The sequence below is a fragment of the Syntrophorhabdaceae bacterium genome (assembly GCA_028698615.1).
In the GTDB taxonomy this organism is placed as follows: Bacteria; Desulfobacterota; Syntrophorhabdia; order Syntrophorhabdales; family Syntrophorhabdaceae; genus Delta-02.
Map to the genome: position 1 here is coordinate 63,482 of JAQVWF010000006.1, position 26,307 is coordinate 89,788.

A 26,307-nucleotide genomic window follows, 5' to 3' on the forward strand; every position below is an offset into this window, starting at 1 on the left:
ACCGTTCCAAGTTTCAGGCTCCAAAGTTCCGGAGTTTCCAGGAAAACACCTCCTGCTGCCTATGCGTCCTGTAGGTCCTATCAAGACCCTGACCCCTCACCCATTCCCGACGAAGTTCTTGAGTGCTGCTATCGCGCGGCCGCGATGGCTCAGGGTGTTTTTCTCTTCCGTGGAGAGTTCAGCCAGGTATTTGCCGAGTTCCGGGGAATAGAAGACGGGATCGTATCCGAAGCCGCCCGAACCATGTTCGCCGAGACCAATGTATCCTTTGAGTTCTCCGTAGAAAACGTAGCAGCGGTCCTTCTGCGGCAGGTACAAAGCCACATACGCCTTGAAGGTTGCCTTGCGGTCCTCCCAGGGTACACCGTTGAGCTCGCCGAGAAGACGTCTTATGCGTTCTTCATCGTTCCTGCCGTATCGGGAGGAATGGACGCCGGGCCTTCCGCCGAGAGCGGCGACCTCCAGGCCGGAATCATCGGCAAGGGCGGGCATGCCGAAATGCTCCCCGACCTTGCGCGCCTTTTTCATCGCATTGTCAGCGTAATGGGGGCTGTCCTCATCGACAACGATGGCGTCCTCAAAATCGAGGAGGGAATAGGCGTGAGTGAATTGGCCCGATATGAGGTCCCGGATCTCTCCGAACTTGCCCCTGTTCGTCGTCGCGATGATGACGTTTGTCATAGGGGGAAGAGGGGGCCGAGGGTCGCTTTCTGCTGCGTTGTGATCTCACCTATGCCTTTCAGGGCGTACTGGTACATGATGTCGAACTGTTCCTTGGTAAAAGGTTTCTTCTCCGCGGTGCCCTGGACCTCGATGAGCTGTCCCTTGCCTGTCATGACGAAGTTCATGTCCACCTCGGCCTTCGAATCTTCTTCGTAGGACAGATCGAGGGCGATGTCGCCGCTGACAATGCCGACGCTGATGGCCGCGACGCTGTCCCGCAGGGGGACCTTGTCGATCATACCCCGTCTTTTCATACCCCACAGGGCCTCAACGAGGGCGACGTAGCCGCCGGTGATGCTTGCGGTTCTCGTTCCGCCGTCCGCCTGGATCACATCGCAGTCGACCCAGATGGTCCTCTCGCCGATGATATCGAGATTGACTATGGCCCGAAGCGCCCTTCCAATGAGGCGCTGGATCTCGTGCGTTCTGCCGCCGATACGCCCGGAAACGGATTCACGCATGGACCTGTTGTGGGTGGCCCGGGGGAGCATGGAATACTCGGCGGTCAGCCAGCCCTTGCCGCTGTTCTTCAGGAAAGGGGGGACCTTCTCTTCCACGCTGACGCCGCAAATAACCTTTGTACCGCCCATCTCAACGAGCACGGAGCCCTCGGGATACCGCAGGAAGCTCTTTTCGATCCTAAGGTGACGTATTTCGTCGCTCGCCCTTGAATTCTCTCTCATCTTTACCTCTTTTCATATAGTTCAGCATACCTTCATACAATTTGTCGAAGGCATCGCCAGGTTTATTCTTCTGAACCTCAAGCCTTACAAAGACGCCCGGCATATCTATCCCGAGAAACATGAAAAGAGGGATAGGCTTGACCTTCTTCCCGAACGGGGCGGCGATGGACGACGCGAGGCTTCCCGACCGGGCGGCGTGCGAGCCCGGCACTTCATCGGCATTCAATATAAGGCCCTCTCCTTTTTTCGCGTTGCTCACGGCGACGAAGGCGTCGGTGTGGTCCGACGGCACCAGTTCGACTGCAAGCATGAAGAGAGCCCTTTCCCTATTTACCTTGTTGGCCGTCTCGACCTGCTTTTCCATCGACCCGGGGGAGTTATAGACGGTCATCGTAAGCCCCTTGTCGGCCAGGTATTTTTTAAAGACATTCCACATGGCGTCGTCGTGGACACCCGCACGAGAGAGGACAATGTGTTCCGCCCCGCACAGGGATGGTGCACATGTCAGCAGAAAAAATGCGGTGAGACACAGGAGGACTTTGCCCATAGGTGACGACTGCGCTCCTGTCCTGTGTGAATACACGGGTTTAACGGTGTGCTCCAAGGATATACCTTTCCAGGCCGACCGCCGCTGTCGCCCCGTCGCCGACCGCCGTGGAAACCTGGCGAAGCGTCTTCTTGCGGATGTCTCCCGCAGCATAAAGCCCGGGGGTTGCGGTGGCGAGCCCTTCGTCGGTGATGATGAAGCCCGCGGGGTCGCGTTCGACCAGGTCTCCGAGAAAACCTGTATTGGCGCGGCTGCCGACGTAGACAAAGACGCCGCTTACCTGCAGATCTCCGCGCCGGCCTGTTTTCGTATCCTCAATGACAAGGCATTCCACCTGGTCCTTGCCGGTGATCTGGAGGGGACGACTGTTCCAGAGGAACTCCATTTTCGGGTTCCGAAAGGCGCGTTCCTGGAGGATCTTTTGCGCCCTCAGGGCGTCCCTGCGATGTACCACGTATACTTTCCTGACGATATTGGCGAGCGACAGGGCCTCTTCGATGGCCGAATCGCCGCCGCCGATGACGGCGACATCGAGATCCTTGAAGAACATGCCGTCGCAGGTGGCGCAGTAGGAGATGCCCCTGCCGAGGAGTTCTTTCTCGCCGGGGATCCCCATCTTCACCGGTTCGGTTCCGCTGGCTACGACGACCCCACCGGCTTCGATCGTCGCATCATTCACAGTCACGGTGAAGCGCGTTCCCTCGCGCGTCAGGCTGTGGACCTCGGCAAACTCCCTGATGGGAAGGTCGAAGGCCTTTGCGTGGGCGGTGAACCTTTCCATCAGTTCCCTGCCCGATATTCCCTCGGGAAACCCCGGATAGTTCTCCACGCGACCCGTGTTGAGAGGCGCGCCGCCGGGAAGGACCTTTTCGAGAAGGAGCGTCTTGATCCCGCCGCGCATAAGGTAGAGTCCGGCCGTCAGACCCGCGGGGCCGCCGCCGATGACTATAGCTTCATACTGCTCCGACATGCCCGAAAACCTCCTGAAATAATTGCCTCTCCAAGCTTACGCGGCTGCCTGGCGTGTTTTTCATTGTAAGGAATCCACCGGTAATATTCAACGTAATTTTCTTTTTCCCGTGCACTCCGTTGTGCAGTTCCTGCACATGAGGGCGGCATTGTGCGTTTCATAGAATCGCTCGGGAAACCGGTAATACAGATACTCCCATTGAATGACGATGATGATGGAAAGGGCGACGATGGACCACGTCCAGAAGGACTGTATGAAGATAAGGGGAGAAAAAGCCATGATGTAACCCCAGTTGTTGATGCGGCAGGTGCTGCAGCATTTGCCCTGCGCCAGCCACTTGAAAGGGCAGAAAACACTGACACAGAACTGGTCCATGAAGACGAAAAAGAGAACGATGATGTAGATCCAGGTGTCGCTGAGCATGCCCACCATGCGCCAGAGGGAGATATCGGCGAGCAGCAGGAGCCAGTAAAAGGCTGATTTCAGGGCGCCCCGGTCGGTCTTTGCTTTCAGGGAACGGAGCTTTTCATCTCGCGCGGGCGTGATGCCCCCGGCTTCCCGGTAGAACCGGCCGAAGACCTTCCGGGAGGAGATCTTCTTGTTGAACCGGGGGACCATGCGCTTGATTAGTATGAACACGGTCAGCGCCCACAGGACGTGATAGACCTTCACGGGGCCGAGGACGGCAAAGGTGAAGAACACCGTCAGGACGTCGGAGCGAAACATGGCGATAAGACCCACGATGACGACGAGGCCGGCCTTCACCCAGAAAGCCCTGCGTCCCGGCATGCCCTGTTCTTCGCCGCGGTTCTTCACGGGGCCGACCGGTTGCAGGCGTCTCCTGCATGGTCACGTATGGGGGTCATCCTAACGGTCGGCCTCTTTCAATACCGCCGAGCTGCCGTTGCCGAGTATGAGGGTATACGGTCCTTGTCCGGCGTGGTACATGAACCTGATCTGGACGTAATACGTGCCCGCCGGCATGTTCGCCTCAATGAGGAAGTCCTTTCGGGTATCCTGTCCGTCGCGTGCGAGCCTGTTCCCTTTCGAATCCAGGAGGTCAGCCACAATGTCGAGGCCTCTCTGCGAAGCGATGCGCATTTTTCCGCCGGGGAAGTCGAAACGGAACGCATCGTAGTCCGACCGGTCGATGTAGGCATGCACCGTTGAATCGTAGGGGATGACCGTCGCATTGCCCGTGTACGCCGGGGCCTCTTTCACAAAGCCCGACCGGGGCGGCAGGGAAGCGTCCGGTTTGGGAGGAGGGGGCGCGACGGTGCCTGGTGCGGTGGTACCCGGGGTTTGGCCTGCGGTGGAGCCTGTTGGCGGCACCGGTGTCAGGGGAGGTTTTTTTGCGCCTGTCCGGTCGCCGGGGATATTGGTGAGAAGAAAGGGCGCCTTCCAGACGGTTCCCCGCGACCTGTTGGCCGACTTCGCAACCACATCGTCACCGTCCGCCGGATGCTTCAGCATTATCCGTGTGGACATGTCCGGTCTTCTGAAATTGACGATAATATAAAGGTTGTCGTGTTCACTCTGCGGTGCGATGGTGATATTATGGCGGACAAGGTCGCATGAGGCCTGTTCACCCCGCCGTATGGGCCAGGGCTGCTGTGCCCGCGAGACGAACGAGCGCGTGAATCCGGTGGATGTCCCGTAGGAATGAGTGTCGGCGGTAAGAGGCGTATCGCCGGACAGGTAGATCAATATCGGTGCACGGTCGGGGGGTGCGGGGTGGCAATCGTAAAAGGTGTACTTTTGTCCCGGGGCCACCTGGAAGTGAAAGACCCTGACGTAATCGGGGAGCTTTTGGCTCTCAAAGGAGCAGTATCTGAGGATCTTCTTATAGACCGTCTTCCTGTTGACGGCCTCGCCAGGTGCTTTTATCGTAAGCATTGTGTTGAGAGGCAACGCCTCGGCGGTTGTCTGGCCCCGAGCCGGAAATGAGTAAAATGAAAGACCGATGATCACGGCCAAAAGGAGCCAGGTGGAGCGCACTGTTTTTCTCATAGAAGAATACCTCCTTTCTTTCGGTTCAGGGAGTCTTATCAGGGACCATCCTGCCGCAAGGATAACCGGAGGGGGAATGAATGTCAACGGGATTGAGGACAATGGCCGATGACCAAATTACAGTGAGCAATGATGAAGACAATTACCAATTAACCAGTGACGAAACAGAAGAAAATGGCTGAATTCGTTATTGGAATATGATTGCCGGTCGTGTGAACCCGCCTGGTCATTTCAATGGGATCATTGGTCGTTGTCTTTAAAAAATGGAGCGGGAAACGGGGCTCGAACCCGCGGCATCAAGCTTGGGAAGCTTGCACTCTACCAGCTGAGTTATTCCCGCACCGAGGATATAATTCTAAAAGAAAAGGGCATGGAAAGTAAAGAAAAGAAAGTTTCAATTTTTCCTGTTATACCCGAATCTTTCCTCGAAGACGGGGGCTACGAGGTTGTCGATGGGGGCGTGGTCGTCACGGATGACCATGGCATCCTTCCTGTTGATGAATTCATTCATAAGGTCTTCGGGTACGATGGAGGACGTGGCGCGGGAACCGAGCCCGTCCTGGATAAATGACTGGAAGCTGGTGATATCGAAGTTGCCCTTGCCGGCAATGACGATGAAGGTGCTTATGCGGACCTTCCTGAAATTGGGGCTTACGGAGATGAGATAGACGTTGTTTTCCCCGAAGACCTTTCTCAATGTCTTTATATAGGAAGGCAGGAAGAGCCCCTTCTGAAAATTGTCGATGATGTTGGACATGAGTATCGCCCCGGGGTTCATGATATCATTGATCTGCTGAAGGAACTCTCTTGTTGTGAGATGGTAGGGGATGGAGATGTCGTTGTAGGCATCGGTGAACACGAGGTCGTACTTCTCCTTGCAGTTCATGACGAACCACCTGCCGTCGGTATTGTAGCTCGTTATCTTCGTGTCTTTCGGCAGACCGAGATGGTCGTAAACGATCTTCGTCACCTCCGGGTCGATCTCGACGACATCTATCTTTGCCCTGGGGTAGGTGACCTCCATGTACCGGGGAAAGGTGTAACCGCCTCCGCCTATGGTAAGGCTCTTAAAGGGTGTCTCTTCGGTGAACTTCCACTTGAGGACGTCGGCATAGATGCGCTCGTATTCGTACTCGATGTGTTTTGGGTCCTGGAGGTTCACGTAAGAATGTATGAGGTTGTCGAGGACCATCGCCACGAGTTCCGTCTTCTTGTCGGAACTCACCGTCTTTGACAGTTTTATCGTATAGTAGTCGCTTTCCCTGTAAAGGTAGGTTGTGCTGCTGGCCGGAATGGCATAGAGATGGGAATTGATGAAAAAGAGACAGGGAGCGGCAATGACAATGAATATGGCCATGCTCGCCTTCTTCCGGAAGATCGAGCCTGACAGCAGGGCCGCCAGAAGAAGTATGATGCCCATGGACAGGATGATCGTCCTCGTGCCCATCCAGGAGATGAGGAAAAAGCCCGTAACAAATGTGCCGATGATGGCACCGAGTGTCGAAATGGCGTAGATCTTGCCGATGACGTTCCCTGCGTTCTCGAGGTTTTTCAGCGTAAGCCTGACGACGACAGGTGAGATAGTGCCAAGGACACAGCCCGGGATGAAAAATATGATGGACGTGACGATGAAGATCCGCATCATCAGGGAAACGGGGAACCGGTAAGCGGCGATGGCGTATGTAAGGGGAATGATCGTGAGCGCCATCGCGCCCGATATGAGGAGGAGCCACCCCAGGGTTTTCCTGGAGGGATACCTGTCGACGAGCTTGCCCCCGATAAAGGCGCCGATACTGATCCCGGCAAGGATGACACCAATGATGCTCGTCCACGTGTAGATCGAAACCCCGACAAAAGGCGCGAGGATGCGGCCCGCTACCATTTCGATCACAAGGGTGCAGAAACTCGCGATAAAGGTGATGATGTACGCCTCACGAAGATTCATGGATGTGGACCTCCCTGTATCACTTTATGGGTTTGTCCTCTTTGTGTGGAAAATACCCCTTCCGATGGTCCCGGAAACCTTGAATACTTAATAGTATCCCCCCTGTTTTGTCAAAGAAATTCACTAAAAAAGGGGTGACCGCCGGCAGGCCGCGACCCCGATGCCCTTTCATCCACACGGAAGAATTGTACAACCGGCTTTTTTATACTATATTATTATGGTCATGAGAGTTCTCCTTGTAGAAGATGAATCGAAGGTCGCCAATTTTATTATGAGGGGCCTCGAAGAGGAAGGATATGTGGTGGAGGTGGCCGAGGACGGCAAAACGGGCCTTGACCTTGTCACCATGCACGACTATGGCATCGTTCTTCTTGACCTGATGATACCCGAGATAGACGGCCTGGAGGTCTTGAAGAGGATGCGCCAGGCCGGCATAGAGACCCCCGTCCTTATCATCACCGCGAAGAGCACCAAGGAAGACGTGATCAAGGGGCTCGATACGGGCAGCGACGACTACCTGACCAAGCCCTTCTCCTTCGAAGAACTGTTGGCCAGGATCCGGGCGCTCTTAAGGAGGAGCCGCAAGGCCGTCCCGCTCACCCTCGAGTACAGGGAGATCGTTCTCAACCCGTACAACAGAAAGCTGTCCATAGGGGGCAAGGAAGCCGAGCTTACCGAAAAGGAATTCCTCATCATGGAGTACATGCTGCGCAACAGCGAGAGGCCGCTTTCCAGGAAGGAGATGACCGAATATGCCTGGCAGAGCCAGGATGATTCCTCGAACATCGTTGATGTTTACGTGAATTTCCTCCGAAAGAAAATAGAGGTCCTTACCGACAAGAAGTTCATCCACACCGTCCGCGGGGTGGGTTACATCCTCAAAGAAGATGAAAAGATTTAGCCTTCCCATCAAATGGAAATTGACTCTATGGTACGGCGGCATCCTTGCCCTGATACTCGTCACCTTCTCCAGCGGGGTCTATATTTATTTCCGGAACAGCCTGCAGAGGAGCATCGACACGAAGATAAAATCGATTGCCGGGGTACTGGCCTCGTCAATGACCGAGGCCCAGGGCCAGAGTCTCTTCGGCAACTTCGAGCGTTACCTCGAGAATGCCCTCGGCAAGAAACCGAAAGGCAAGTTCATCCAGATCATCGACGCCTCCGGCAAGATAGGGGCGAGGCTGAACGACCTCGATGCAGAGGCGGTCCCCGTCAGTTTTGTCACCCTGGAGAGGGCCCTCAAGGGAGAGATCGTCTATGAAACGATAGAGACCGCCCGTCCCCGGCTGCGGATGATCACGATGCCGATTCAGGAAAACAAGAAGGTCATCAGCATTGTCCAGGTCGGATCGTCGATGGAGGAGTTCGAGGACACCATGAAGCGCCTCCTCATAATCATGATCATCAGCATTCCCACCTCCATCAGCGTCACCATCGTCGTCGGCTATTTCATGGCGAAGAAGACAATGAGGCCCGTGGACCAGATCCGCAGGGCTGCCGTCAAGATATCATCGACAAACCTCGACGAGCGCATCGACATCAGGGGGCGCAAGGACGAACTTGGCCGCCTCGCGGAGACCTTCAATGCCATGATCTCGCGGCTTAAGGACTCCTTTCAGAGGATAAACCAGTTCAGCATCGATGTCTCACATGAGCTCAAGACCCCGTTGACCATTCTCAAGGGCGAAACGGAACTGGCGTTGAGGAAGGACAGGACGAACGAAGAATACAAGCGGTCCATGCAGAGCAATCTCGAAGAGATCGACAGGATGAGCCGGATCATCGACGACCTGCTTCTGCTCTCCAAGGCCGAAACGAAGGACATCGGCATGAACCTCGAAAAGATCGACCTGCGCGACCTTCTTGCCGATGTCTGTCTTGGCATGAAGCTTTTCGGCGAGAACAAGGGGGTGGAGGTGGTGGCGAAGGAACTCGAGGACATTCGCATCGTCGGCGATGCGCTCAAATTGCGCAGGATGATCACCAATGTGGTGGAGAACGGCATCAAATACGGACACCCCGGCGGACACGTGACGGTGTCATCGTACAAGCAGAACGGTTTTGCCTGTATAAATGTCGAGGACGATGGTCCCGGCATATCATCGGGCGACATTAAATACATATTCGACAGGTTTTACCGCGCAGACAGGTCCCGCAAGCGCGAGAGCGGCAGCGGCCTCGGCCTGAGCATAAGCAAGTGGATAGCCGAGGCCCACCGGGGCACCATCGAGGTCGAATCGAGGCCCGCTGCGGGAAGCCTGTTTACAATTAAGCTGCCCATGTCATGATGGAGGATACTTTATGAAGGACAAACGACTCGTTTCAACCGTTTGCGTTCTTATCGTTGCCGCGCTGGGTTTCGCATACGTAAGGGCCCAGATACTGCCCGACAAACAGCCTGCGTGGCCCGCCACGCAAAAAGTCCGGGCCGTGGCGGCTTCCAGCAATGGATTGCCAAGCCTGGCGGGACTGGTCAACCAGGCGAAGCCGTCGATTGTCAACATCAGTACCACCGCGGTCATCAGGGGCCCGGGCGGCCAGGGCCCGATGGTGGGCCCCAATAATCCCTTCAAGGATTTCTTCGGTGACGATTTCTTCGACAAGTTTTTCGGCAACGGTCCGCGCCGTGAGTACAAACAGCGCAGCCTCGGCTCGGGGTTCGTTATCGATAAGGAAGGGTATATTCTGACGAATAACCACGTCGTTGAGAAGGCTTCGAGCATCAAGGTGAAGCTTTCCGACGAGAAGGAGTACGATGCCAGGGTCATAGGGCGCGACCCGAAGACGGACATAGCCCTTATCAAGATCGATGTCAGGCAGTTGCTCCCCGCGGCCGTTCTCGGAGATTCCGAGGCGCTGCAGGTGGGAGACTGGGTCGTCGCCATCGGCAATCCCTTTGGTCTCGCGCACACGGTCACCGCCGGCATCGTCAGTGCCAAGGGCAGGATCATCGGGGCAGGACCCTATGATGAGTTCATTCAGACCGATGCCTCCATCAACCCCGGCAACAGCGGCGGACCGCTTCTGAATCTCAAGGGGGAGGTGGTGGGGATCAACACCGCCATCGTCTCCGGCGGCCAGGGTATCGGTTTTGCCATACCCATAAATGTGGCCAGGGACATGCTTGCCCAGTTGAAGAGCAAGGGGAAGGTGGCCCGCGGCTGGCTTGGTGTGGTCATCCAGAGGATCACCCCGGAGATCGCGAAAAGCTTCGGTATCAAGGAATTGGAAGGGGCGCTCGTCGCCGACGTCATGGAGCAGAGTCCTGCGGATAAAGCGGGCATCAAACGCGGCGATGTCATCGTTTCCTACAATGGCAAGAAGATCAAGGACAACGAGACGCTTCCTCGCCTGGTCGCTTCGACAGAGATAGGCAAGAAGGCAAGGATCGTCCTCATCAGGGACAAGAAACGGATGGAAGTGGACGTGGTCATCGGCGAACTCCAGGAAGAGGGTCTGAGGGCATCCAAAAAGACCGAGATTGAAAAGGATCTTGGACTTGTCGTGCAGGACATCACCGGCGAGGTAGCAAAGCATCTCAATCTAAAGGACAAACGGGGCGTCATTGTGACCGATGTCATTCCCGGTTCCCCCGCCCAGGAAGCGGACATCCGTTCCGGCGACGTCATCAGGGAGATCGGGAGAAAGCCGGTGAGGAGTGTCGCGGAATTCAAGGAGGCGGTGAAACGCTCCAACGTCAAGGAAGGCATCATCATGCTGATACAGCGCGAGAACGCGACATTCTATGCAGTAATAAGGGAATAAGGCCAGAAACAGGTGACAGGTCATGGGAAAGGTCTTTCCTATTTACCTGTCACCTGGCTCAACTGTGACTATTATCACATAATTATTCAATTATTATCCAAGCTTATACTGTAAAACGTAAATTTTGGAACCTGTTTTTCTATTAACCACCTGTTTTGATAATTTTCTCTTTGCAAACAAAAATTATTTATGTATTATTGAGTCATGCCACAGTTTCAATGGGAAGGAAGAACGGTGTCCGGAGAGACGCGCAAGGGCGTTTCGAAGGCGGCGTCCGGCGATGCGCTGCGCGCAGCGTTGAGAAAAGAAAGCGTCATCGTCACCTCCATGACGGAAACGAAGGAAGAGGGGAAACAGAAATTCAGTCCCCAGAAAAAGATAAAGAACATTGAGATCCTGCTCTTTACCCGGCAGCTCTCGACGATGATCACCTCGGGACTGCCGCTCGTCCAATCGCTCGAGATCCTTGCGAACCAGATAGAAGACGTCAATTTCAGGGGCATCGTCAAGGAGATCAAGGAGAAGATCGAAGGGGGCGCGCGCTTCGCCGACGCCCTGAGGGACTATCCGAAATGCTTTGACGAGCTGTATGTCAACCTTGTCGTAGCCGGCGAAGAGGGCGGTCTTCTGGACAACGTCCTGCAAAGGCTCGCCATTTACATTGAAAAAACGGAAAAATTGAAGAAGAAGGTAAAGTCGGCGATGATCTACCCTGTTTCGATCATCATCGTGGCCTTTGTCGTCGTGATCGTGCTTCTCCTCTTCGTCATCCCCGTGTTCGAGAAGATGTTCAAGGAGATGGGCGCCGAACTGCCCGTACCGACGCAGATAGTCATCAACCTCAGCCAGATGGTGCAAAGCTACTGGTATATCATTATCGGGGGCGTTGTCGGCCTGGTTCTGGCGTTGAGGTACTACTACACAACCGAAGGCGGGCACCGTAACATCGACCGCCTCATCCTTAAACTCCCTCTTTTTGGACTCCTTACCATCAAGGCCTCCGTCGCCAGGGTGACAAGGACCCTCGCGACGCTCCTCATGAGCGGCGTCGCCATCCTGGAAAGCATGATCATTGTCGCGAAGGTGGCGGGCAACAAGATAGTGGAAGAGGCCCTTCTCCTGGCCCGCTCCCGCATCAGTGAAGGCCGCACTATGGCGGAACCCCTCGAACAGGCCGGTATCTTTCCGCCCATGGTTGTTCAGATGGTCCAGGTCGGTGAGTCTACGGGAGCCCTCGACAGCATGCTCAACAAGATCGCCGACTTCTACGAAGAGGACGTCGATACCATGGTCACAAACCTTACTGCCATGATGGAACCGATGATCATGGTCTTCCTCGGTGTGGTTCTCGGCGGTCTCATCGTCGCCATGTACCTCCCCATCTTCAAACTCGGCCAGGCGGTAGGCTAAGAAACATTCTTTCTTCTCTTTTCCCTGAAACGTTTTTTTCGGGACCGCCGTCAGGCGTCGTCGAACTTCGCGATCATGCCCAGGTCGCTGATCATTTCCAGATCGGCGGCGGTGTCCCGCCCCAGGGTTGTCAGGTAGTTACCCGTGAGGAGGGAGTTGCATCCGGCTACCACGGCCAGCGGGAGGAGTTGTCTCAGGTTCTTTTCTTTTCCGCCGCAGAGCCTGATGTCCTTGTTGGGGAGGATAAAGCGGTAAAGGGCGACGGTCAGCAGGATCTCCATCGGTGTCAGCGGGGCAATGTTCTCGAGAGGCGTGCCGGGGATGGCATTGAGGATGTTGATGGGAACGGAATCCACGTCGAGTTCCCGGAGGGTCATTGCCATCTCTACGCGGTGCCCCATGGTTTCGCCAAGCCCCATGATGCCGCCGGAGCAGACGGTAAGACCCGCCGCCCGGGCGATACGCACCGTTTCCGTATCCTCGTTGTAGTCGTGAGTGGAACAGATGTTGCTAAAGAAGCTTTGCGACGTTTCAAGATTGTGATGGTACCTGTAGAGGCCGGCCTTCTTGAGGTTCCGGGCAGTTTCTTCTGTGAGCATACCCAGCGAACCGCACGGTCTGATCCCCGCCGCATTCAACAGCGCTATCGCCCGATAGATGGTGTTCCATTCCTCGTCCGTCACGATGCGCGTGCCGCTCGTCACGATGCTGAACATATGGGCGCCGCTTTCTTTTGCAAGACGGCCCTTTTCACCGATCTCGTCCGCGGACATGAGGGGGTAGACGGGGGCCTGCGTGTGATAATGGGCGGATTGGGCACAGAATCTGCAATTTTCCGGACACACGCCCGACTTCGCATTGACGATCCCGCAGAGGTTCACGGCATTGCCTTTGAAGTGTTCCCGTATCTTCGATGCGCAGGCCATCAGGCCAAAGGGGTCCTTTCCCCCTTCCGCATATAGTTCAAGGGCCTCTTCTTGAGAAATGCTCCTTGTTTCGATTGCTTTATCGGTCAATCTGTCAAAAACGGATTTCATGGTGCCTCCTGCGGGAAAAGGTTTCAAGTTTCAAGTTCAAAGTTTCAGGTTCCGGGTCTTTCTATCTTGTCATTCCGGCGTGGGCCGGAACCCAGGAAAAAATCCGGGTTGGAATAGGTCTCCGGATCCCGAGCCGGGTCCGGGATAACGGTCAAAGGGACGGTTTCAAGCTGTGTGGACGTTTTTTCGTGAACCCTGAACTTGAAAGGTCGTTGATTACAATACCACTTCAGAGTATCTTTTTCCAGACCCTCTTGCCTGAGCTTATCCCAGCATTTCCTTCTTCCAGCTCTCTATCTCACTCAAGGCGATGTTGACGGCCGCCTCTTTGTCCTTTTTAGAATAACCTTCGATGAGGCCGAAATTGACGTTCATTGGCTGGAAATTCTTGTTTTCCGTGGTGAGGTAGTGGACAAGCGCCCCCACGCAGGTCACGGGCGGCGGCGGATGAAACTCCTTGCCAGCCGCTGACATGAAGGCCGAGACGCCGGAGATAAGCCCCATCGCCGTCGATTCCATGTACCCCTCCACACCCGTTATCTGCCCGGCGAAGAAGACTCGCCCGCCCGCCTTGAGTTGAAGCTTTTCGCTGAGGCACAGGGGGGCGTTGATGTATGTATTCCGGTGTATGCTGCCATATCGCAGGAATACGGCATTCTTCAAGGCGGGTATCATTCTGAACACCCGTTCCTGCTCGGGATACTTCATCTTCGTCTGAAAGCCGACGAGGTTGAACATGCTTCCCGAGGCATTCTCTTTTCTGAGCTGCACAACGGCATAGGGCCGCTTTCCGTCCCGGGGGTCCTCGAGACCCACGGGTTTCATCGGTCCGAAGGCAAGCGTCTTTTTCCCGCGCTCGGCGAGGACCTCCACGGGCAGGCAGCCTTCGAAATAGGATGTCTTTTCGAAGCTCCTGAGATCAACCCTCTCCGCGCCGACAAGTGCTTCGTGGAAGCGGTCGTATTCCTCTCTCGTGAGGGGGCAGTTGAGATAGTCGCCACCTTCTTCCTTCTTATACCGCGATGCGTAGAAGGCGCTGGTGTGATCAATGGTGGATGCGTCGACTATGGGCGAGATGGCATCGAAGAAGGAGAGGTTGTCCGCCCCCGTCAGGGATCCCAGTTCCTCGGCGAGGGGAGGGCTTGTCAGCGGCCCCGATGCGACGATCACGATGCCGTCCGGTATTCGGCGCACCTCTTCCCGGACAAGGCGGATGCCGGGGTTGTCCGCGACCATTTCCGTGAGCCTCTCGGCGAACCGGTCCCTGTCAACGACGAGGGCCTTGCCGCCGGGGATGGCCGTCTCGTCCGCCGCTTTCATGATGACCGAACCCAATCGGCGCAACTCTTCCTTGAGGAGCCCATGGGCGTTTTGGAGATCCAGTGATTTGAAGGAGTTGCTGCAGACAAGCTCTGCGAGCCGGGGGCTTTGATGTGCCGGGGTGGTTACTGTCGGGCGCATCTCAAAAAGCACCGCCTGCCCCCCCATGCGGGTGATCTGGTGCGCGGCCTCCACGCCTGCAAGGCCGCCCCCGATTACTGTGATTTCCATCCGCAATCCTTGCGAAGGCAGAAGAGGTTTTTTCTGAAAGAGAAGAGGATCAGGGCGCCGCATGAGGGACATTCGCCTTCCACCGGCTCCCAGTTCGTTGCGAAGGAACATTTGGGATACTCGGAGCAACTGATGAATTTCTTCTTCTTTTTCGATGTCTTTTCGACCAGTTTGCCGGGGCACCCTTCCATGGGACAGGGAAAGCCCAGTGAGAATGCCTGCGTGTGCTTGCACTCGGGATAGTTGCTGCAGGCGAGAAAGCGGCCGAACCGTCCTTTCTTCTCTACAAGTTTTCCTTCACATTTCGGACAGATCCCCCTGGCCTCGCTTTCGACGATGGTCACCTTACCGTCTGCTTCGACCCTTACGTTCTTTTTGTTCTTGCACTCCGGCCTTCCCGAACAGACAAGGTATTCGCCGCTCTTTCCCCATCTGAGGAGCATTGTCTTGCCACATTTGTCACATTCGATGTCGGTTTCCTTCTCTTCCTTCTTGAGACTCTTCATTTGCTCCTGGGCGCTTTTCAGCTCTCCCTCGAAGGAGCTGTTGAATTTCTCCAGTGACTTGATCCAGTCCTTTTTTCCGTCCTCGATCTCGTCGAGGCGCACCTCCATTCTGGCGGTGAAACCGACATCGAGGACGGTGGGGAAAAATTCCGCAAGGAGCCTGTTCACGGTCCGGCCAAGGGGTGTTGGCATAAGCCTGCCTTTTTCCTTCGTTACATAGTCGCGGTCCTGCACGGTGCTGACGATGGTGGCGTAGGTGGACGGTCTTCCGATGCCCTTTCCTTCAAGCGTCCGGATGAGTGATGCCTCGGAAAAGCGAGGGGGAGGGTTGGTGAAACGCTGTTCCATGACCGTTTCCTTGAGCAGCATCTTCTGACCCTTCTTGACGTCCGGAAGGGTTGCCACGGCCTCGTCGTCCTCCCCGACCTCTTCATAGATCCGTGTAAAGCCGTCGAAGAGCACGTTGGTGCCCCGGGCCACAAAGATGTAGTCGCCTGCCGTAACGTCAACCGTCTTGGTTTGGACCCTTTTTTGGGTCATCTGGGAAGAAACGAAGCGCTTCCAGATGAGGTCGTAAAGGGCGAAAAGTTCCTTGTCAAGATAGGGTTTTACCTTTTCGGGAGTAAAAAGCACTGAGGTGGGGCGTATCGCCTCGTGTGCGTCCTGGGCCGTCTTCCGGTTCCGGTAGAAATTCGGTTTTTCGGGAAGGTACCGTTCCGGGTAGCCATTCTTTATGAATTCCCGCGCCTCGGCGATGGCCTCCATGGAAACTCTCACCGAGTCTGTCCTCATGTAAGTGATGAGCCCCACCGGGCCTTCCTCGCCTATATCGATCCCCTCGTAAAGTCTCTGGGCGAGCATCATCGTGCGTTTGGGTGAAAAACGCAGCATCCTCGATGCCTCCTGCTGAAGCCGGCTCGTGATGAAAGCGGGCTGGGGAGACATGTTCTTTTCCTTCAGTTCCACCTTTGTCACGATGAACTCTCTGCCGGCGATGTATGCCTTGATGGCGGCAGCGTCGTCCCCGGAGGTTATCCGGAGCTTATCGGCGCCTTTTCGATCAGACAGCTCTTCCGGGACACTCTCGGGAGTCCTTCGTTCCAGTGTGGCCGTAATGGTTTCTCCCGAAGGGAGTTCAAGAACGACATCGACAACCCAGTATTCGTCCCTGACGAAGCCCTCGATCTCCGCTTCCCTGTCGCACACAAGGCGCAGGGCCACAGACTGTACTCTTCCCGCGGATAGGCCGTAGCTGACCCTTTCCCACAGAAGCGGGCTTATCTTGTATCCGACGAGACGGTCAAGAATGCGCCGCGCCTTCTGGGCATTGTACTTTGCCGGGTCGAGTTTGATGGGTGACCTCATCGCGTCGAGAACCCCTTTCTTGGTGATCTCGTGAAAGAGGACGCGTTCTATGCAATCGTGTTTTCCGATGACCTCAGCCACGTGAAATGCAATGGCTTCCCCCTCGCGGTCGGGGTCAGACCCGATCAGGATCTTTTCCGCCTCTTTGCCCGCCTTCTTTATCTCGTCGACCACCTTCGATTTACCCTTGAGGATGTGAAAGTGGGGTTTGAAGCCCTCTTCGACATCGACGCCGAGCTTGCTCTTCGGAAGGTCCTTGATATGGCCGTACGTTGCCTTGATGACGAAATCCTTTCCCAGGTATTTCGAGAGGGTTTTCATCTTTGTCGGCGACTCCACAATGAGCAGTGACTTTCCCATCCATTTCTCCTTTATTCCTAAAACCCCGCATTCCTGCCAGGGGTTTTCCGGGCCTTATCGACGTATGAAGAAGCCCCCCGCTATCTCCGTTACGACGTTTTTCATGGTCAGCCGGGTGAGGGCGGCCATTACTTCCTTTGTGTCCATGCCGCTTCTTTCTATTACCTCATCTGCGTGTACTTTTTCAAATCCTATCAGAGAATAAACCTTGTTTTCCCCGCTGTCCAGTTTCACGGGTTCCGGTTTTGCCGTGCGCACGTCGGGAAAACAGGTCGTGAGGATGTCCTCCACCGAGTCGATCAGCCTCGCCCCTTCCTTGATGAGCCTGTTGGAGCCGGTATGCTCCATCTTGAGCACGTTTCCCGGGACCGCCATAACCTCCCTGCCGTATTCAAGGGCGAGTCTCGCAGTGATGAGGGAGCCGCTTCTTGCCGTCGCCTCCACGACCAGCACTCCTCTCGCCAGGCCCGCAATGATGCGGTTGCGTTCGGGAAAATGATAAGGCAGGGGCTGTTCGCCGGGCATGTATTCCGTCACCGCGAGGCCCTGCTCGGTGATCTTTTCGAAAAGCTCCCCGTTCTCGGGGGGATAACAGATGTCTATTCCGCATCCCAGGACCGCCAGTGTTTTTCCTGTCCCGGTAAGGGCCTGTCTATGGGCCGCCGTGTCGATACCGCGAGCGAGACCGCTGACGATGGTGATCCCGGCGGACGAAAGGGTTTCACCGATCTTCCCGGCGAGATTGATGCCTTCGGCGGATGCCTTCCGCGACCCCACGACGGCAAGGGCCCTGTCCCCGGGTGCGAGCGGTCCCCGGGCATACAGGACGATCGGGGCGTCAGGTATATGTCTCAGGAGGCGCGGGTAATCGGGGTCCCTTATGGTGAGGAGCCGGGCATGCATCCTGTCGAGAAGCCCCATGTCCCTGTCGATCCCTTTCCAGTCCTGAAAGCGTGCGGCAATGCCGGCCGGTGCCGGGTCATCACTCCTGCCAGGTTGAAATAACCGGGTGACATCGGGATATGCGTCGCAGATCCTGCGTTTTGCCAGGCGGGTCAAGCCTTTCACCCGAGACAATGCCATGAGGGCGCGTTTTTCATCCATGGGAACACTCGTCCATACGTATCCTGCTGCAAAAAATCATCCCTGAAACGTCTTCAGGCCTATTTTGCGTTGTCTTTTCGGAGGAGCGAATAATAGTACAAGAGAGAGGTAAAGAACTCACGCGCCATGATCGAGCGCGAAAGATCATCGCGCCACCAACGGTCTGCCTTAAAATAATCGACCTTCGCGGGCTTGATCATGTAAAGGACCTCACCCCCGTCGCGGGAGGAATCATACATCTGGTGGTACCGTCTTGATGCATATTCCGGTACGACGACAAGTACCTTCTTGAGGCGGGCCTCTTTGAACCTCTCTTTGAAGACTATCGTTGCACGGTCCCTGCCGTCTCCGGCGTACAGAGGTTTCATTGCGCCTTCCTTGAGGCCCCGGGACTTCGCCATCCGGGACACAAGATCGTATATATCCGTGCCCAGGACCTTGTCGTCCTCGATATACACGACTTTGCCGTTGCCTGCAAAATACTCCCTGAAGGCCTCGACATAGATCTCTCCCTTATGGTCTTCCGGAAATCTGGGCACAAATATGGCGTCAGCGGGGACGACCTTGTCCTCGTACCGAAAACCCTTCCCCATGAACTTCAGGCTCAAGGGGTGGAAAAGTACGCCAGTCAATATCATTACTATCACAAGAATGCCGATGAGGCACCCGCAACCAGCCTTGCCTGTACTGCCCATATGCCTCTTATACCTCCCCTTTACAGGTGTTCTGTGAAACAACAGGGCTCCCCCGGTCTTCTTTGCTTGCACTGGCGTATTCGTAAAGGATTACCGACAGAACGATGAGCGGCGTCGTCTCGGTGCGGAATATATTCTCTCCCAGGGTGCAGGCGATGAAACCATTTTCCTTGAGCCATTCGGCTTCCGTTTCTTCAATACCGCCCTCGGGCCCTATGACGACGCACGTTGTTTCGCCCCTCTTGGAGCCGAAAACGTCCTTGAGGGTCGTATGCCTTTCCTTTTCGTAGAGGACCACACGCTCCTCGGCGTCCCCGATAAGCTCGGTGATTCCCCTGAGCGGTGTGGGCTCCGCTATCTCCGGGATTGTGAACCGCCCTGACTGGCGAGAGGCCTCCACGGTGATCCTTCTCCAGCGTTCGATCTTCTCGCTCCCGTGGTCATTGAACTTCACGATGGTCCTCTTGAACACCGTGGGCACGATCTTTTCCGCCCCCAGCTCCGTCGCTTTTTCGACAAGCCAATCCATCCGAGGCCCTTTGATGGGGCTTACGCACAGTATAACCTTCGGCCTCTTTTCCTGAGGTTTGTGCACAACGTCGAGCACCTGCAGATAGAGTTCCTTCCCTTTGACGCTCTGGATGGTGGAACGATAGAGGTAACCCTTTCCGTCAATGAGATCGACCCTGTCCCCGGGATGTTTTCTGAGGACACCGATGATGTATCTGTGCATGGGACCTGTCAGGAGGACCATGCCGTTCTTGATCTTCAATTTGTCGACGAAAACCCTTCTGATCTCCATGTGCGATTCTGGCTCTCAGTTTATTTTGTAGTATTTTGCTTCATATAGCCGATGATATTCGCTCCAGCGCTCATCTGCCATGTTGTCTTTCATGTGTTCCTTCACGCCCATTACCTTCGAGTCAAGGTTGTCGAGGTGATGAACGATGATGGCCTCAGGGAACATGGGTTTCTTGGGTGACCCCCATTCTTCGAGGCCGTGGTGGCTGACGATAATGTGTGTGAGAATGTCGATGAGTTCCTGGGGGAATCCGTCGATGCGCCGGATCATATCCTCGAGGATCATAACGCCGAGGGTTATATGGCCAAGGAGCCTGCCCCGGTCGGTGAACCTGAAACCCCGGGTTATGTCCAGTTCCTGGGTCTTTCCGATATCATGGAGGATGGAGCCGGTGATTATTATGTCGCGGTCCCCTCCGATGAGGGATGCGGCGGCCATGCCCATCCTCGCCACGGACAGGGAATGGTCGAGCAGCCCCCCGACGTAGACATGGTGTACGGTGGTCGACGCGGGATATGAGAAGAACCTGTCCCGAAGCTGCGCGTCGTCATGAAAGACCCTCAGGAGCTCTTTGAGCCAGGGGTTTCCTATCTCTTCGACGATCTCCGCATGTTCCTTCTCCAGGCAGCTTCTTTCCTTGCTGCCGGAAGGATAGAAATGGGCGATATCGCTGACGGCAAGGTCGGCATCGAGCTTCCTGATGTCGGTTATATGCAGCTGCAGCCTGTCCTGATAGAGGCGGGCCTTCGACCGTATGGACACGATGTCGCCCTTTTCGAAGAGGCCTTCCAACTCGTCCACGCGTTCCCATACCCTGCCCTCGATGGACCCCGTGGCGTCCTTGAGGCCGATCATCATGTACTTTGTGTTGTTCTTTGCGGTGTATGTGCCTTTCTTTGTAACCACGAAGAGATCGTTGACCTCATGCTGATTCCCGGTGATGTCGCTGACAAAGGTCGTCTTGCTCAAGGTTTGCCCCCAAAATGATCGTAGCCCTTTTTCGGGCTCGCAACTTCCGAACCGTGCCGATAGACCCTTACGCCCCTGCCCGCCATCACCTCGCCGATAATGGTGATGGCGCCGCCTTTTTCGATTATCGCCGTGACGGCAGGGAGTTTCTCCCGGGGGAAAGTGAAAAGAAGCTGGTAATCCTCTCCACCACTGAGGGCGAGCTCTTCGAGTCCCTTCTGCCTTGCCTGGCGGGGCATGGGGACCTTTTCGACATGGATACGGGCCTGTTTCCTGCTTTCGTTCATCATTCTCGATAGGTCCATGACGAGCCCATCGCTCACGTCCATCATGACATCTGTTATATCACTTTTCACGAGTTCCTTCCACAGTGCGTAGGGTGGGCTGGGGCTCAGAAAGCGCTGGATACAGTTCTTCATCCCCGCCGTGCCCGTTCCCTCCTTGAGTATCTTGAGACCCAGGGCAGCCTCCCCGAGCTTTCCCGTGACGGCTATGAGGTCACCCTCGCGCGCCTTGTCCCTGCCGAAGTATCGCGCGGAGGCCAGTTTCCCGATCACCGAGATATCGATGAAGAGGTCCCGAGCCGTTGCGACGGTATCTCCGCCGAGAAGGGTGACACCGAATTCCCGGGCGGCCCTGTCCATCCCGCGATACATCTTCAGAATGTCCCCCGATGAGAGCCTGGCAGGTATGCCTGCGGTCACGAGATAGAAAAGGGGCCTTGCACCCATCGCCAGGACATCGGATATATTGGAGTACAGGGCCTTCTTGCCCACGTAGTAAGGGTCCATGAAAGAGAGCTCGAAATGGACATGCTCGGCCATGGCGTCCTGCGCGAAGACGTATTGGCCGGCCTCGAGGTCCGCGACGGCGCCGTCGTCACCGATACTCCTTACGACACTATTACTTTTCCGGGCAAACTTACGAATGCTCTCAACTAAATTATTTTCCGATATCTCCATGACGAAGGAACATCATAACCCAGCAAAAAAACCGTTTCAAGTTTCAGGTTTCAGGGAAAAGAATAAAAGAAGGAGCGGCCATACGTAAGCTCGTCTTCGGCCTGTTGCTGGAACCGCCGCTACTTTTTGTGATAATTGCGAACCTTCTCCATGAAGGCCTTCAGGTGGCGTTCTTCGCCCCTGTCGGTGGGGCGGTAATAGCGTTTGCCGAGGAGTTCCTCGGGGAGGTAGGTCTGCTTGACCAGGGCGCCGGGGTGGTCGTGGGGGTAGAGATATCCTTCACCGTAGCCAAGTTCATTCATGAGCTTTGTCGGTGCGTTGCGGATGTGCAGAGGGACGGGGTATTCGGGGAGGTTCCGGGCATCGCGGGCCGCTGCCCCGTACGCGGTGTAGACGGCGTTGCTTTTCTCACAGAGAGACAGGTAGACCGCCGCCTGCGCAAGGGCGAGATAGCCCTCGGGAGGCCCGATGAACTTGAAGGCCTCCGTGGCGCTGATCGTGAGCGTCAAGGCGTGGGGATCGGCGTTGCCCACATCCTCGGAGGCAAAACGCACGAGGCGGCGCATGACGAAAAGCGGGTCCTCGCCGCCCTCGATCATCCGGGCAAGCCAGTAGAGGGCCGCGTCGGCGTCAGAGCCCCGCATGCTTTTGTGGAGCGCGCTTATGAGGTCGTAGTGCATCTCGCCCGTTTTATCGTACCGGGCGATCTTTTTCTGATAGGCCTCCTGGACGATGTCGTGATCGATAACGGGGCTTCCCGAAGGACCTTCCCCGACCATCTTGAAACACACCTCCAGGAGGTTCAGGGCGCGGCGTGCGTCGCCGTCAGCCAGGTAGGCTATCTCCTCTATCGTAGCGGCATCTATGGAGATGTTTGCTCTTGCCAGCTCTTCATCGTCCCTCAGGGCCTTGTCCAGGATCTTTGCCAGGTCGGCGGTGACAAGAGGCTTGAGGGTAAGGACCCTCATGCGGGACAGGAGCGGGGATATGATCTCGAAAGAGGGGTTTTCCGTAGTGGCGCCTATGAGGATGATGGTGCCGTTCTCCACATTGGGGAGAAAGGTGTCCTGCTGGAGCTTGTTGAAGCGGTGGAATTCATCGACAAAGAGGATGATCCGCTGATTGCGGGCTTTCTGGATGACCTCCTTGACCTCCTTGACACCGATTGAGACGGCGGAAAGGGAGACATAGGGAAGCTTCATCATCCTGCCGATGAGCCAGCCGATGGTTGTTTTTCCGACGCCGCTGGGCCCCCAGAAGATAAAAGAGGGAATATCCCCCCGGTCGATGAGGACCCGCAGGAGCTTTCCTTCTCCGAGAAGGTGCTCCTGGCCTATGACGTCGTCAAGCGACCTGGGGCGCACCCTGTCCGCGAGAGGTTTCTGAGACCTTCCCTTGAAAACGGTATCGTCTGAAAAAAGCTCCACTCACCTGTCCTCTTGTGCTGCGGGTCCGCGAAGGGACCGAATGCGGTTCTGCTTAAGGTGTGCTGCCGGGATCAGTTTCTTGCGGAAGCTGTTTCTTTGCCTCGCCGAGGAGACGTATGAGTTCGTCAAGGTTTTCAGGCGTCAGGGAGACGCCTTTCTTCGTCGGGACCATCTCGCCCTGGTCGTTCTCGAAGAAATTCCTTACGTCGACGTAAGTCTTCCCCTTGAATTCCTTCACCGTCACGATGATCTTATCGGTGCCCACTTTTTGTATCTCGCCGATTATCATGGCGCCCTCCGTTCATATTTTATTCACTATAGCATGTTCACGGGGGAAAGGGAAAGATGCATACGGGCGCGAAGCGCCGACCCGTCTGCCCGTCAGCATCTCTTCTGTTCTTGCAATCTTTGCTTGCCTATCCTAGAATGTCAGAAAAGATGAAAGACAGCAGCAGCACCGGAGCATCGCTGCACAATGCAGAACCACAACGGGCAGGGAATAAAGGACACACGAGAGTGCAAGGGCATATACGGCACAAACCTTAATATGATTTGATCTTTTCCCCGATTGCGCGTCAGCGCAGACCCTTATACCCGTGTGCCTCGCAAGGGGGCGTTATTATGGAAGGTACAGGAACAGCTAAGTCACAAACCCTCCACTGGGCATGGATCATTCTCGCGGTATGTTTCGTAAACCTTTTCATCAATTACGGCATACGCCTGGGCTATGGCGTAATTCTGCCGGAAATGATACGGACCATGGGCATCACCAGGAAGGAAGGCGGGGAGATCTTCAACGCCTACTTCTACGCGTACATCCTCTTCTCGCCTTTCGTGGGATACTTTACAGACCGGCTGGGTGCCCGTGTCGTAATACCTGTCTTCGGGGTGGTCCTGGGCGTCGGGACATTCCTGATGGGATATTCGGACGGGTTCTGGCAGGCGGCATTCACCTTCTGTTTTGTCGGCATCGGGGCGGCCGCCATGTGGACGCCCATCATCACGCTGGTGCAGAGATGGTTTGCCGTCAACAAAAGGGGGATGGCTCTCGGGATACTTTCGGCGGGGTTCGGTCTCGGTTTTGCGACCATGGGACGACTCTACCCCATCATAGTCGCGCACTGGAACTGGCGGTATTGCTGGTACTTTCTCGGTATTGCCGCACTCGTCATGATCCTGGTCAACGTGGTCCTCTTGAGGAGCAAACCTGAAGACACCGGGCGTCTTCCCTGGGGAACGAGGCCTGACGATCCGGCCCTGACGACGGCGCCCGCGGCCCCCGGGGGAAAGCAGCGTTCATGCTACGGCGAGATCCTCTCGGCGAAGCGCTTCTGGATGATCGCCTCTTCTTATTTTGCGATTGGCGCCGCGCTGTACATGATCACAACCTTTATGGTCGACTACGCGCGCTACGAACTGGGCTTCGCATACGACCGGGCCTCATTCCTGGCGACCATGCATGGGTTCGGCCAGGTGGCGGGGGTTCTCACGATACCTCTTATCTCCGACCGCCTGGGGCGGAAGAAAACAATACTTGTTTCGAATATTCTCATCGCGGCGACCATTGTCTGGATAGTCCTTTCAGGGGCCAATGCCGGCATGCTCTATACGGGTATCTTCCTCTTCGGGATATTCTACGGGGCGACTTTCCCACTCTATGGCGCCTGCGGAGGGGATTATTTCAGAAAGGAGATAATAGGGACGGTGATCGGTGCATTCACGCCCTTTTACGCCTTCGGTGCCATAAGCGCCCACTGGTTCGGGGGCATGATCCGCGATGTAACGGGCTCCTTCTCCATTCCCTTCGTTGTGGCCATAGGCCTTGCAGGAATTGCTGCGGCGCTGATGTGCTTCGTAAAGAAAGAATAACCAATGACCAGATTCCAATAACCAGAGAATGACCAATCTACCAATGATCAATTGACCCAACAGGAAAGCAGGAAGAAGCCCCCGTTGTGGTTGATCGGAATGTGGTCATTGGTTATTGTCTTTATCGGTTGGTTATTCAGAATGTGAAGAGAATACCCCCGCCTCCCGTGTAGAAGATCCCCGCCATGGCTCCCGTGATGAAGCAGGCCACATTGGCGGCGAGGAGGGCCCAGAGTCCGATCACGGCGATGTCCTTTGTGCGCTCCGGGACGAGGCTTGATGTTCCGCCCACAAAGATTGCCAGTGATGGGATGTGGGCGAATCCGCACAGCGCATAGGTCGCGATGAAGACGCTTCTTTCGTGGACTATCTTTCCCGCCTGCACGAGGGCGCTCAAGTCCTGGTAAGATTTGACCTCCGTCATGATGATGCGCTCGCCGAGTATCCGCGCTATCTGCGGGGCGTCTTCGAGAGGAACGCCCATGGCGACGGTGAAAGGGTAGAAGATGTAGCCGAGGATATGATTGAGAGACAGATCGACAGTCGCGCCGGCCGCCGAACCGATAAGCTTTCCAAGGTAGAGAAGGCCGCTGTCGAAAAGTGCCACGAGGCCGATGAAGGCGATGAGCAGCGCGCCGATGCCAACGAGCATCCTGACGCCCGTCATGGCCCCGTTGATGATCGCCTCAATGGGATTTGCCGCCTTCTGGTATTCCACCGCTATAACCTTCCCCAGGGTTTTCGGAGAGCCGGTCTCGGGAAAGAGGATCTTTGCCGCCACGATCGCCGCGGGAGCGAGCAGGATCGAGGCCGAGATAAGGTGCCCCGCCACCTTCGGGAAGACGCCCGAAAGAATGATGACATAGAAGCCGAGTACACTCGACGCGATGGTAGCCATGCCCGTCGTGAGGACCACCATAAGTTCAGACGTGGTCATTTCCTTGAGATAGGGCCGCACCGTCAGGTTTGATTCGATGCCGAGGAATATCTGGGCGGAGGCACAGAGAGATTCGGCTCCGCTGATGCCCATGACCTTTACGAAGACCCGCGCGAAAAGGCCGATAAGACGCTCCATGATCCCCACGTAATACATGAGTTCCATGAGGGCCGCGAAGAATATGATGGAGGGCAGGGCCTGAAAGGCCAGGATGAACCCCGGCGACCCGGCCGTACCCGGGGGCAGGGCAAGGGGACCGAAAAGGAAGCGGATACCCTCGAAGGCGCTGTCGATGACCTGCATCGTGATATCGTTAAGGACAAGAAAGAGCCTCGATCCGAAGGGAACAAGAAAGACAAAGAGGGCGAAGACGATCTGGATCCCCACTCCCCAGGCGACCACGCGAAGGCTCACCCGCCGCCGATGCCGTGAAAAGAGAAGCAGGAAGCCGAGAAAACACAGAACACCCGCCGCCGAAACCCCGTTGTAGATTGTCACACGATCATCCCATAAAATAAGTTTGTGGGGATAAGATATCAGGTATGATGAGAATTGACAAGAAGACCCGATGAGGTTAATGATGGGAAGAGGCATGGCTCATGCATCTTCCGCAGTCACCCATGACCCCGCAGTCTACTGCCCATCACCTGTCTTCTCTTTACTTCAC

At 55.8% G+C, this 26,307-nt stretch carries 23 protein-coding genes and 1 tRNA gene; 5 read left to right on the forward strand and 19 right to left on the reverse strand.

Annotation, left to right across the window (positions count from 1 at the left end):
• Positions 1 to 96: 96 nt before the first annotated feature.
• From rdgB to PHC90_04070, 8 genes are all read right to left on the reverse strand, one after another.
• Positions 97 to 681 (reverse strand): RdgB/HAM1 family non-canonical purine NTP pyrophosphatase, encoded by a 585-nt coding sequence (gene rdgB / locus PHC90_04035; protein ID MDD3845511.1) that lies wholly within the window; start codon positions 679 to 681, stop codon positions 97 to 99.
• A complete protein-coding gene (gene rph, locus PHC90_04040; protein MDD3845512.1) occupies positions 678 to 1,406 on the reverse strand; it encodes a ribonuclease PH in 729 nt (242 codons plus the stop codon). Before rph ends, rdgB begins: the two co-directional genes overlap by 4 nt.
• A complete protein-coding gene (locus PHC90_04045) occupies positions 1,363 to 1,953 on the reverse strand; it encodes a hypothetical protein (GenBank protein ID MDD3845513.1) in 591 nt (196 codons plus the stop codon). The genes rph and PHC90_04045 overlap by 44 nt, the downstream gene beginning before the upstream one ends.
• Before the next feature lie 40 nt (positions 1,954 to 1,993).
• Positions 1,994 to 2,923, reverse strand: coding sequence for a thioredoxin-disulfide reductase (gene trxB, locus PHC90_04050; GenBank protein MDD3845514.1), 930 nt, complete (start codon positions 2,921 to 2,923; stop codon positions 1,994 to 1,996).
• Between the two features lie 87 nt (positions 2,924 to 3,010).
• The gene (locus PHC90_04055; GenBank protein MDD3845515.1) at positions 3,011 to 3,739 is read right to left on the reverse strand and encodes a hypothetical protein; all 729 of its coding nucleotides are present in this window, start codon (positions 3,737 to 3,739) and stop codon (positions 3,011 to 3,013) included.
• 51 nt (positions 3,740 to 3,790) lie between these two features.
• Positions 3,791 to 4,933: a hypothetical protein gene (locus PHC90_04060; protein ID MDD3845516.1), complete on the reverse strand. Its 1,143-nt coding sequence runs from the start codon at positions 4,931 to 4,933 to the stop codon at positions 3,791 to 3,793.
• Positions 4,934 to 5,197: 264 nt separating this feature from the next.
• Positions 5,198 to 5,273: transfer RNA gene (locus tag PHC90_04065), tRNA-Gly, on the reverse strand.
• Positions 5,274 to 5,327: 54 nt separating this feature from the next.
• Positions 5,328 to 6,878 carry a fused MFS/spermidine synthase gene (locus tag PHC90_04070; protein ID MDD3845517.1) on the reverse strand — a complete coding sequence of 517 codons (1,551 nt, stop codon included), beginning with the start codon at positions 6,876 to 6,878 and terminating at the stop codon, positions 5,328 to 5,330.
• A gap of 223 nt (positions 6,879 to 7,101) precedes the next feature.
• Between PHC90_04070 and PHC90_04075 the strand changes: the two genes are divergently transcribed.
• From PHC90_04075 to PHC90_04090, 4 genes are all read left to right on the forward strand, one after another.
• Complete coding sequence (locus tag PHC90_04075) at positions 7,102 to 7,779, forward strand: response regulator transcription factor (GenBank protein MDD3845518.1); 678 nt, start codon at positions 7,102 to 7,104, stop codon at positions 7,777 to 7,779.
• Positions 7,766 to 9,169, forward strand: coding sequence for an ATP-binding protein (locus PHC90_04080; GenBank protein MDD3845519.1), 1,404 nt, complete (start codon positions 7,766 to 7,768; stop codon positions 9,167 to 9,169). Before PHC90_04075 ends, PHC90_04080 begins: the two co-directional genes overlap by 14 nt.
• A gap of 13 nt (positions 9,170 to 9,182) precedes the next feature.
• On the forward strand, positions 9,183 to 10,646 hold the full coding sequence (locus PHC90_04085; GenBank protein ID MDD3845520.1) for a DegQ family serine endoprotease: 1,464 nt from the start codon (positions 9,183 to 9,185) through the stop codon (positions 10,644 to 10,646).
• A 234-nt stretch (positions 10,647 to 10,880) separates the two neighbouring features.
• Positions 10,881 to 12,056 carry a type II secretion system F family protein gene (locus PHC90_04090; GenBank protein MDD3845521.1) on the forward strand — a complete coding sequence of 392 codons (1,176 nt, stop codon included), beginning with the start codon at positions 10,881 to 10,883 and terminating at the stop codon, positions 12,054 to 12,056.
• Between the two features lie 50 nt (positions 12,057 to 12,106).
• On the opposite strand, the gene bioB is transcribed toward PHC90_04090, so the two are convergent.
• The 10 genes from bioB to PHC90_04140 form a co-directional block, all read right to left on the reverse strand.
• Entirely contained in the window at positions 12,107 to 13,093 is a 987-nt protein-coding gene (bioB, locus tag PHC90_04095; GenBank protein ID MDD3845522.1) for a biotin synthase BioB, read from the reverse strand.
• 264 nt (positions 13,094 to 13,357) lie between these two features.
• A complete protein-coding gene (gene trmFO, locus PHC90_04100) occupies positions 13,358 to 14,644 on the reverse strand; it encodes a methylenetetrahydrofolate--tRNA-(uracil(54)-C(5))-methyltransferase (FADH(2)-oxidizing) TrmFO (GenBank protein ID MDD3845523.1) in 1,287 nt (428 codons plus the stop codon).
• On the reverse strand, positions 14,629 to 16,875 hold the full coding sequence (topA, locus tag PHC90_04105) for a type I DNA topoisomerase (GenBank protein MDD3845524.1): 2,247 nt from the start codon (positions 16,873 to 16,875) through the stop codon (positions 14,629 to 14,631). Before topA ends, trmFO begins: the two co-directional genes overlap by 16 nt.
• A gap of 54 nt (positions 16,876 to 16,929) precedes the next feature.
• The gene (dprA, locus tag PHC90_04110) at positions 16,930 to 17,979 is read right to left on the reverse strand and encodes a DNA-processing protein DprA (GenBank protein ID MDD3845525.1); all 1,050 of its coding nucleotides are present in this window, start codon (positions 17,977 to 17,979) and stop codon (positions 16,930 to 16,932) included.
• A gap of 59 nt (positions 17,980 to 18,038) precedes the next feature.
• The gene (locus PHC90_04115) at positions 18,039 to 18,674 is read right to left on the reverse strand and encodes a hypothetical protein (protein MDD3845526.1); all 636 of its coding nucleotides are present in this window, start codon (positions 18,672 to 18,674) and stop codon (positions 18,039 to 18,041) included.
• A 7-nt stretch (positions 18,675 to 18,681) separates the two neighbouring features.
• Complete coding sequence (locus tag PHC90_04120) at positions 18,682 to 19,476, reverse strand: RsmE family RNA methyltransferase (GenBank protein ID MDD3845527.1); 795 nt, start codon at positions 19,474 to 19,476, stop codon at positions 18,682 to 18,684.
• 15 nt (positions 19,477 to 19,491) lie between these two features.
• Positions 19,492 to 20,445 carry an HD domain-containing protein gene (locus PHC90_04125; GenBank protein ID MDD3845528.1) on the reverse strand — a complete coding sequence of 318 codons (954 nt, stop codon included), beginning with the start codon at positions 20,443 to 20,445 and terminating at the stop codon, positions 19,492 to 19,494.
• Positions 20,442 to 21,407, reverse strand: coding sequence for a thiamine-phosphate kinase (gene thiL / locus PHC90_04130; protein ID MDD3845529.1), 966 nt, complete (start codon positions 21,405 to 21,407; stop codon positions 20,442 to 20,444). The genes PHC90_04125 and thiL overlap by 4 nt, the downstream gene beginning before the upstream one ends.
• Before the next feature lie 119 nt (positions 21,408 to 21,526).
• Positions 21,527 to 22,834, reverse strand: coding sequence for a replication-associated recombination protein A (locus PHC90_04135; GenBank protein MDD3845530.1), 1,308 nt, complete (start codon positions 22,832 to 22,834; stop codon positions 21,527 to 21,529).
• Between the two features lie 52 nt (positions 22,835 to 22,886).
• Entirely contained in the window at positions 22,887 to 23,123 is a 237-nt protein-coding gene (locus PHC90_04140; protein MDD3845531.1) for a transcriptional coactivator p15/PC4 family protein, read from the reverse strand.
• 332 nt (positions 23,124 to 23,455) lie between these two features.
• Between PHC90_04140 and PHC90_04145 the strand changes: the two genes are divergently transcribed.
• Complete coding sequence (locus tag PHC90_04145) at positions 23,456 to 24,703, forward strand: MFS transporter (GenBank protein MDD3845532.1); 1,248 nt, start codon at positions 23,456 to 23,458, stop codon at positions 24,701 to 24,703.
• Positions 24,704 to 24,839: 136 nt separating this feature from the next.
• On the opposite strand, the gene PHC90_04150 is transcribed toward PHC90_04145, so the two are convergent.
• Positions 24,840 to 26,138 carry a nucleoside transporter C-terminal domain-containing protein gene (locus PHC90_04150; protein MDD3845533.1) on the reverse strand — a complete coding sequence of 433 codons (1,299 nt, stop codon included), beginning with the start codon at positions 26,136 to 26,138 and terminating at the stop codon, positions 24,840 to 24,842.
• Positions 26,139 to 26,307: the final 169 nt, after the last annotated feature.

Coding starts and splice junctions, on each gene's coding strand:
- PHC90_04145 (MDD3845532.1), top strand. CDS start 23,456: ATGGAAGGTACAGGAACAGCTAAGTCACAAACCCTCCACTGGGCATGG.
- rph (MDD3845512.1), bottom strand. CDS start 1,406: ATGAGAGAGAATTCAAGGGCGAGCGACGAAATACGTCACCTTAGGATC.
- PHC90_04140 (MDD3845531.1), bottom strand. CDS start 23,123: ATGATAATCGGCGAGATACAAAAAGTGGGCACCGATAAGATCATCGTG.
- PHC90_04080 (MDD3845519.1), top strand. CDS start 7,766: ATGAAAAGATTTAGCCTTCCCATCAAATGGAAATTGACTCTATGGTAC.
- topA (MDD3845524.1), bottom strand. CDS start 16,875: ATGGGAAAGTCACTGCTCATTGTGGAGTCGCCGACAAAGATGAAAACC.
- PHC90_04060 (MDD3845516.1), bottom strand. CDS start 4,933: ATGAGAAAAACAGTGCGCTCCACCTGGCTCCTTTTGGCCGTGATCATC.
- dprA (MDD3845525.1), bottom strand. CDS start 17,979: ATGGATGAAAAACGCGCCCTCATGGCATTGTCTCGGGTGAAAGGCTTG.
- trxB (MDD3845514.1), bottom strand. CDS start 2,923: ATGTCGGAGCAGTATGAAGCTATAGTCATCGGCGGCGGCCCCGCGGGT.
- PHC90_04045 (MDD3845513.1), bottom strand. CDS start 1,953: ATGGGCAAAGTCCTCCTGTGTCTCACCGCATTTTTTCTGCTGACATGT.
- rdgB (MDD3845511.1), bottom strand. CDS start 681: ATGACAAACGTCATCATCGCGACGACGAACAGGGGCAAGTTCGGAGAG.
- thiL (MDD3845529.1), bottom strand. CDS start 21,407: ATGGAGATATCGGAAAATAATTTAGTTGAGAGCATTCGTAAGTTTGCC.
- bioB (MDD3845522.1), bottom strand. CDS start 13,093: ATGAAATCCGTTTTTGACAGATTGACCGATAAAGCAATCGAAACAAGG.
- PHC90_04075 (MDD3845518.1), top strand. CDS start 7,102: ATGAGAGTTCTCCTTGTAGAAGATGAATCGAAGGTCGCCAATTTTATT.
- trmFO (MDD3845523.1), bottom strand. CDS start 14,644: ATGGAAATCACAGTAATCGGGGGCGGCCTTGCAGGCGTGGAGGCCGCG.
- PHC90_04120 (MDD3845527.1), bottom strand. CDS start 19,476: ATGGAGATCAGAAGGGTTTTCGTCGACAAATTGAAGATCAAGAACGGC.
- PHC90_04085 (MDD3845520.1), top strand. CDS start 9,183: ATGAAGGACAAACGACTCGTTTCAACCGTTTGCGTTCTTATCGTTGCC.
- PHC90_04115 (MDD3845526.1), bottom strand. CDS start 18,674: ATGGGCAGTACAGGCAAGGCTGGTTGCGGGTGCCTCATCGGCATTCTT.
- PHC90_04070 (MDD3845517.1), bottom strand. CDS start 6,878: ATGAATCTTCGTGAGGCGTACATCATCACCTTTATCGCGAGTTTCTGC.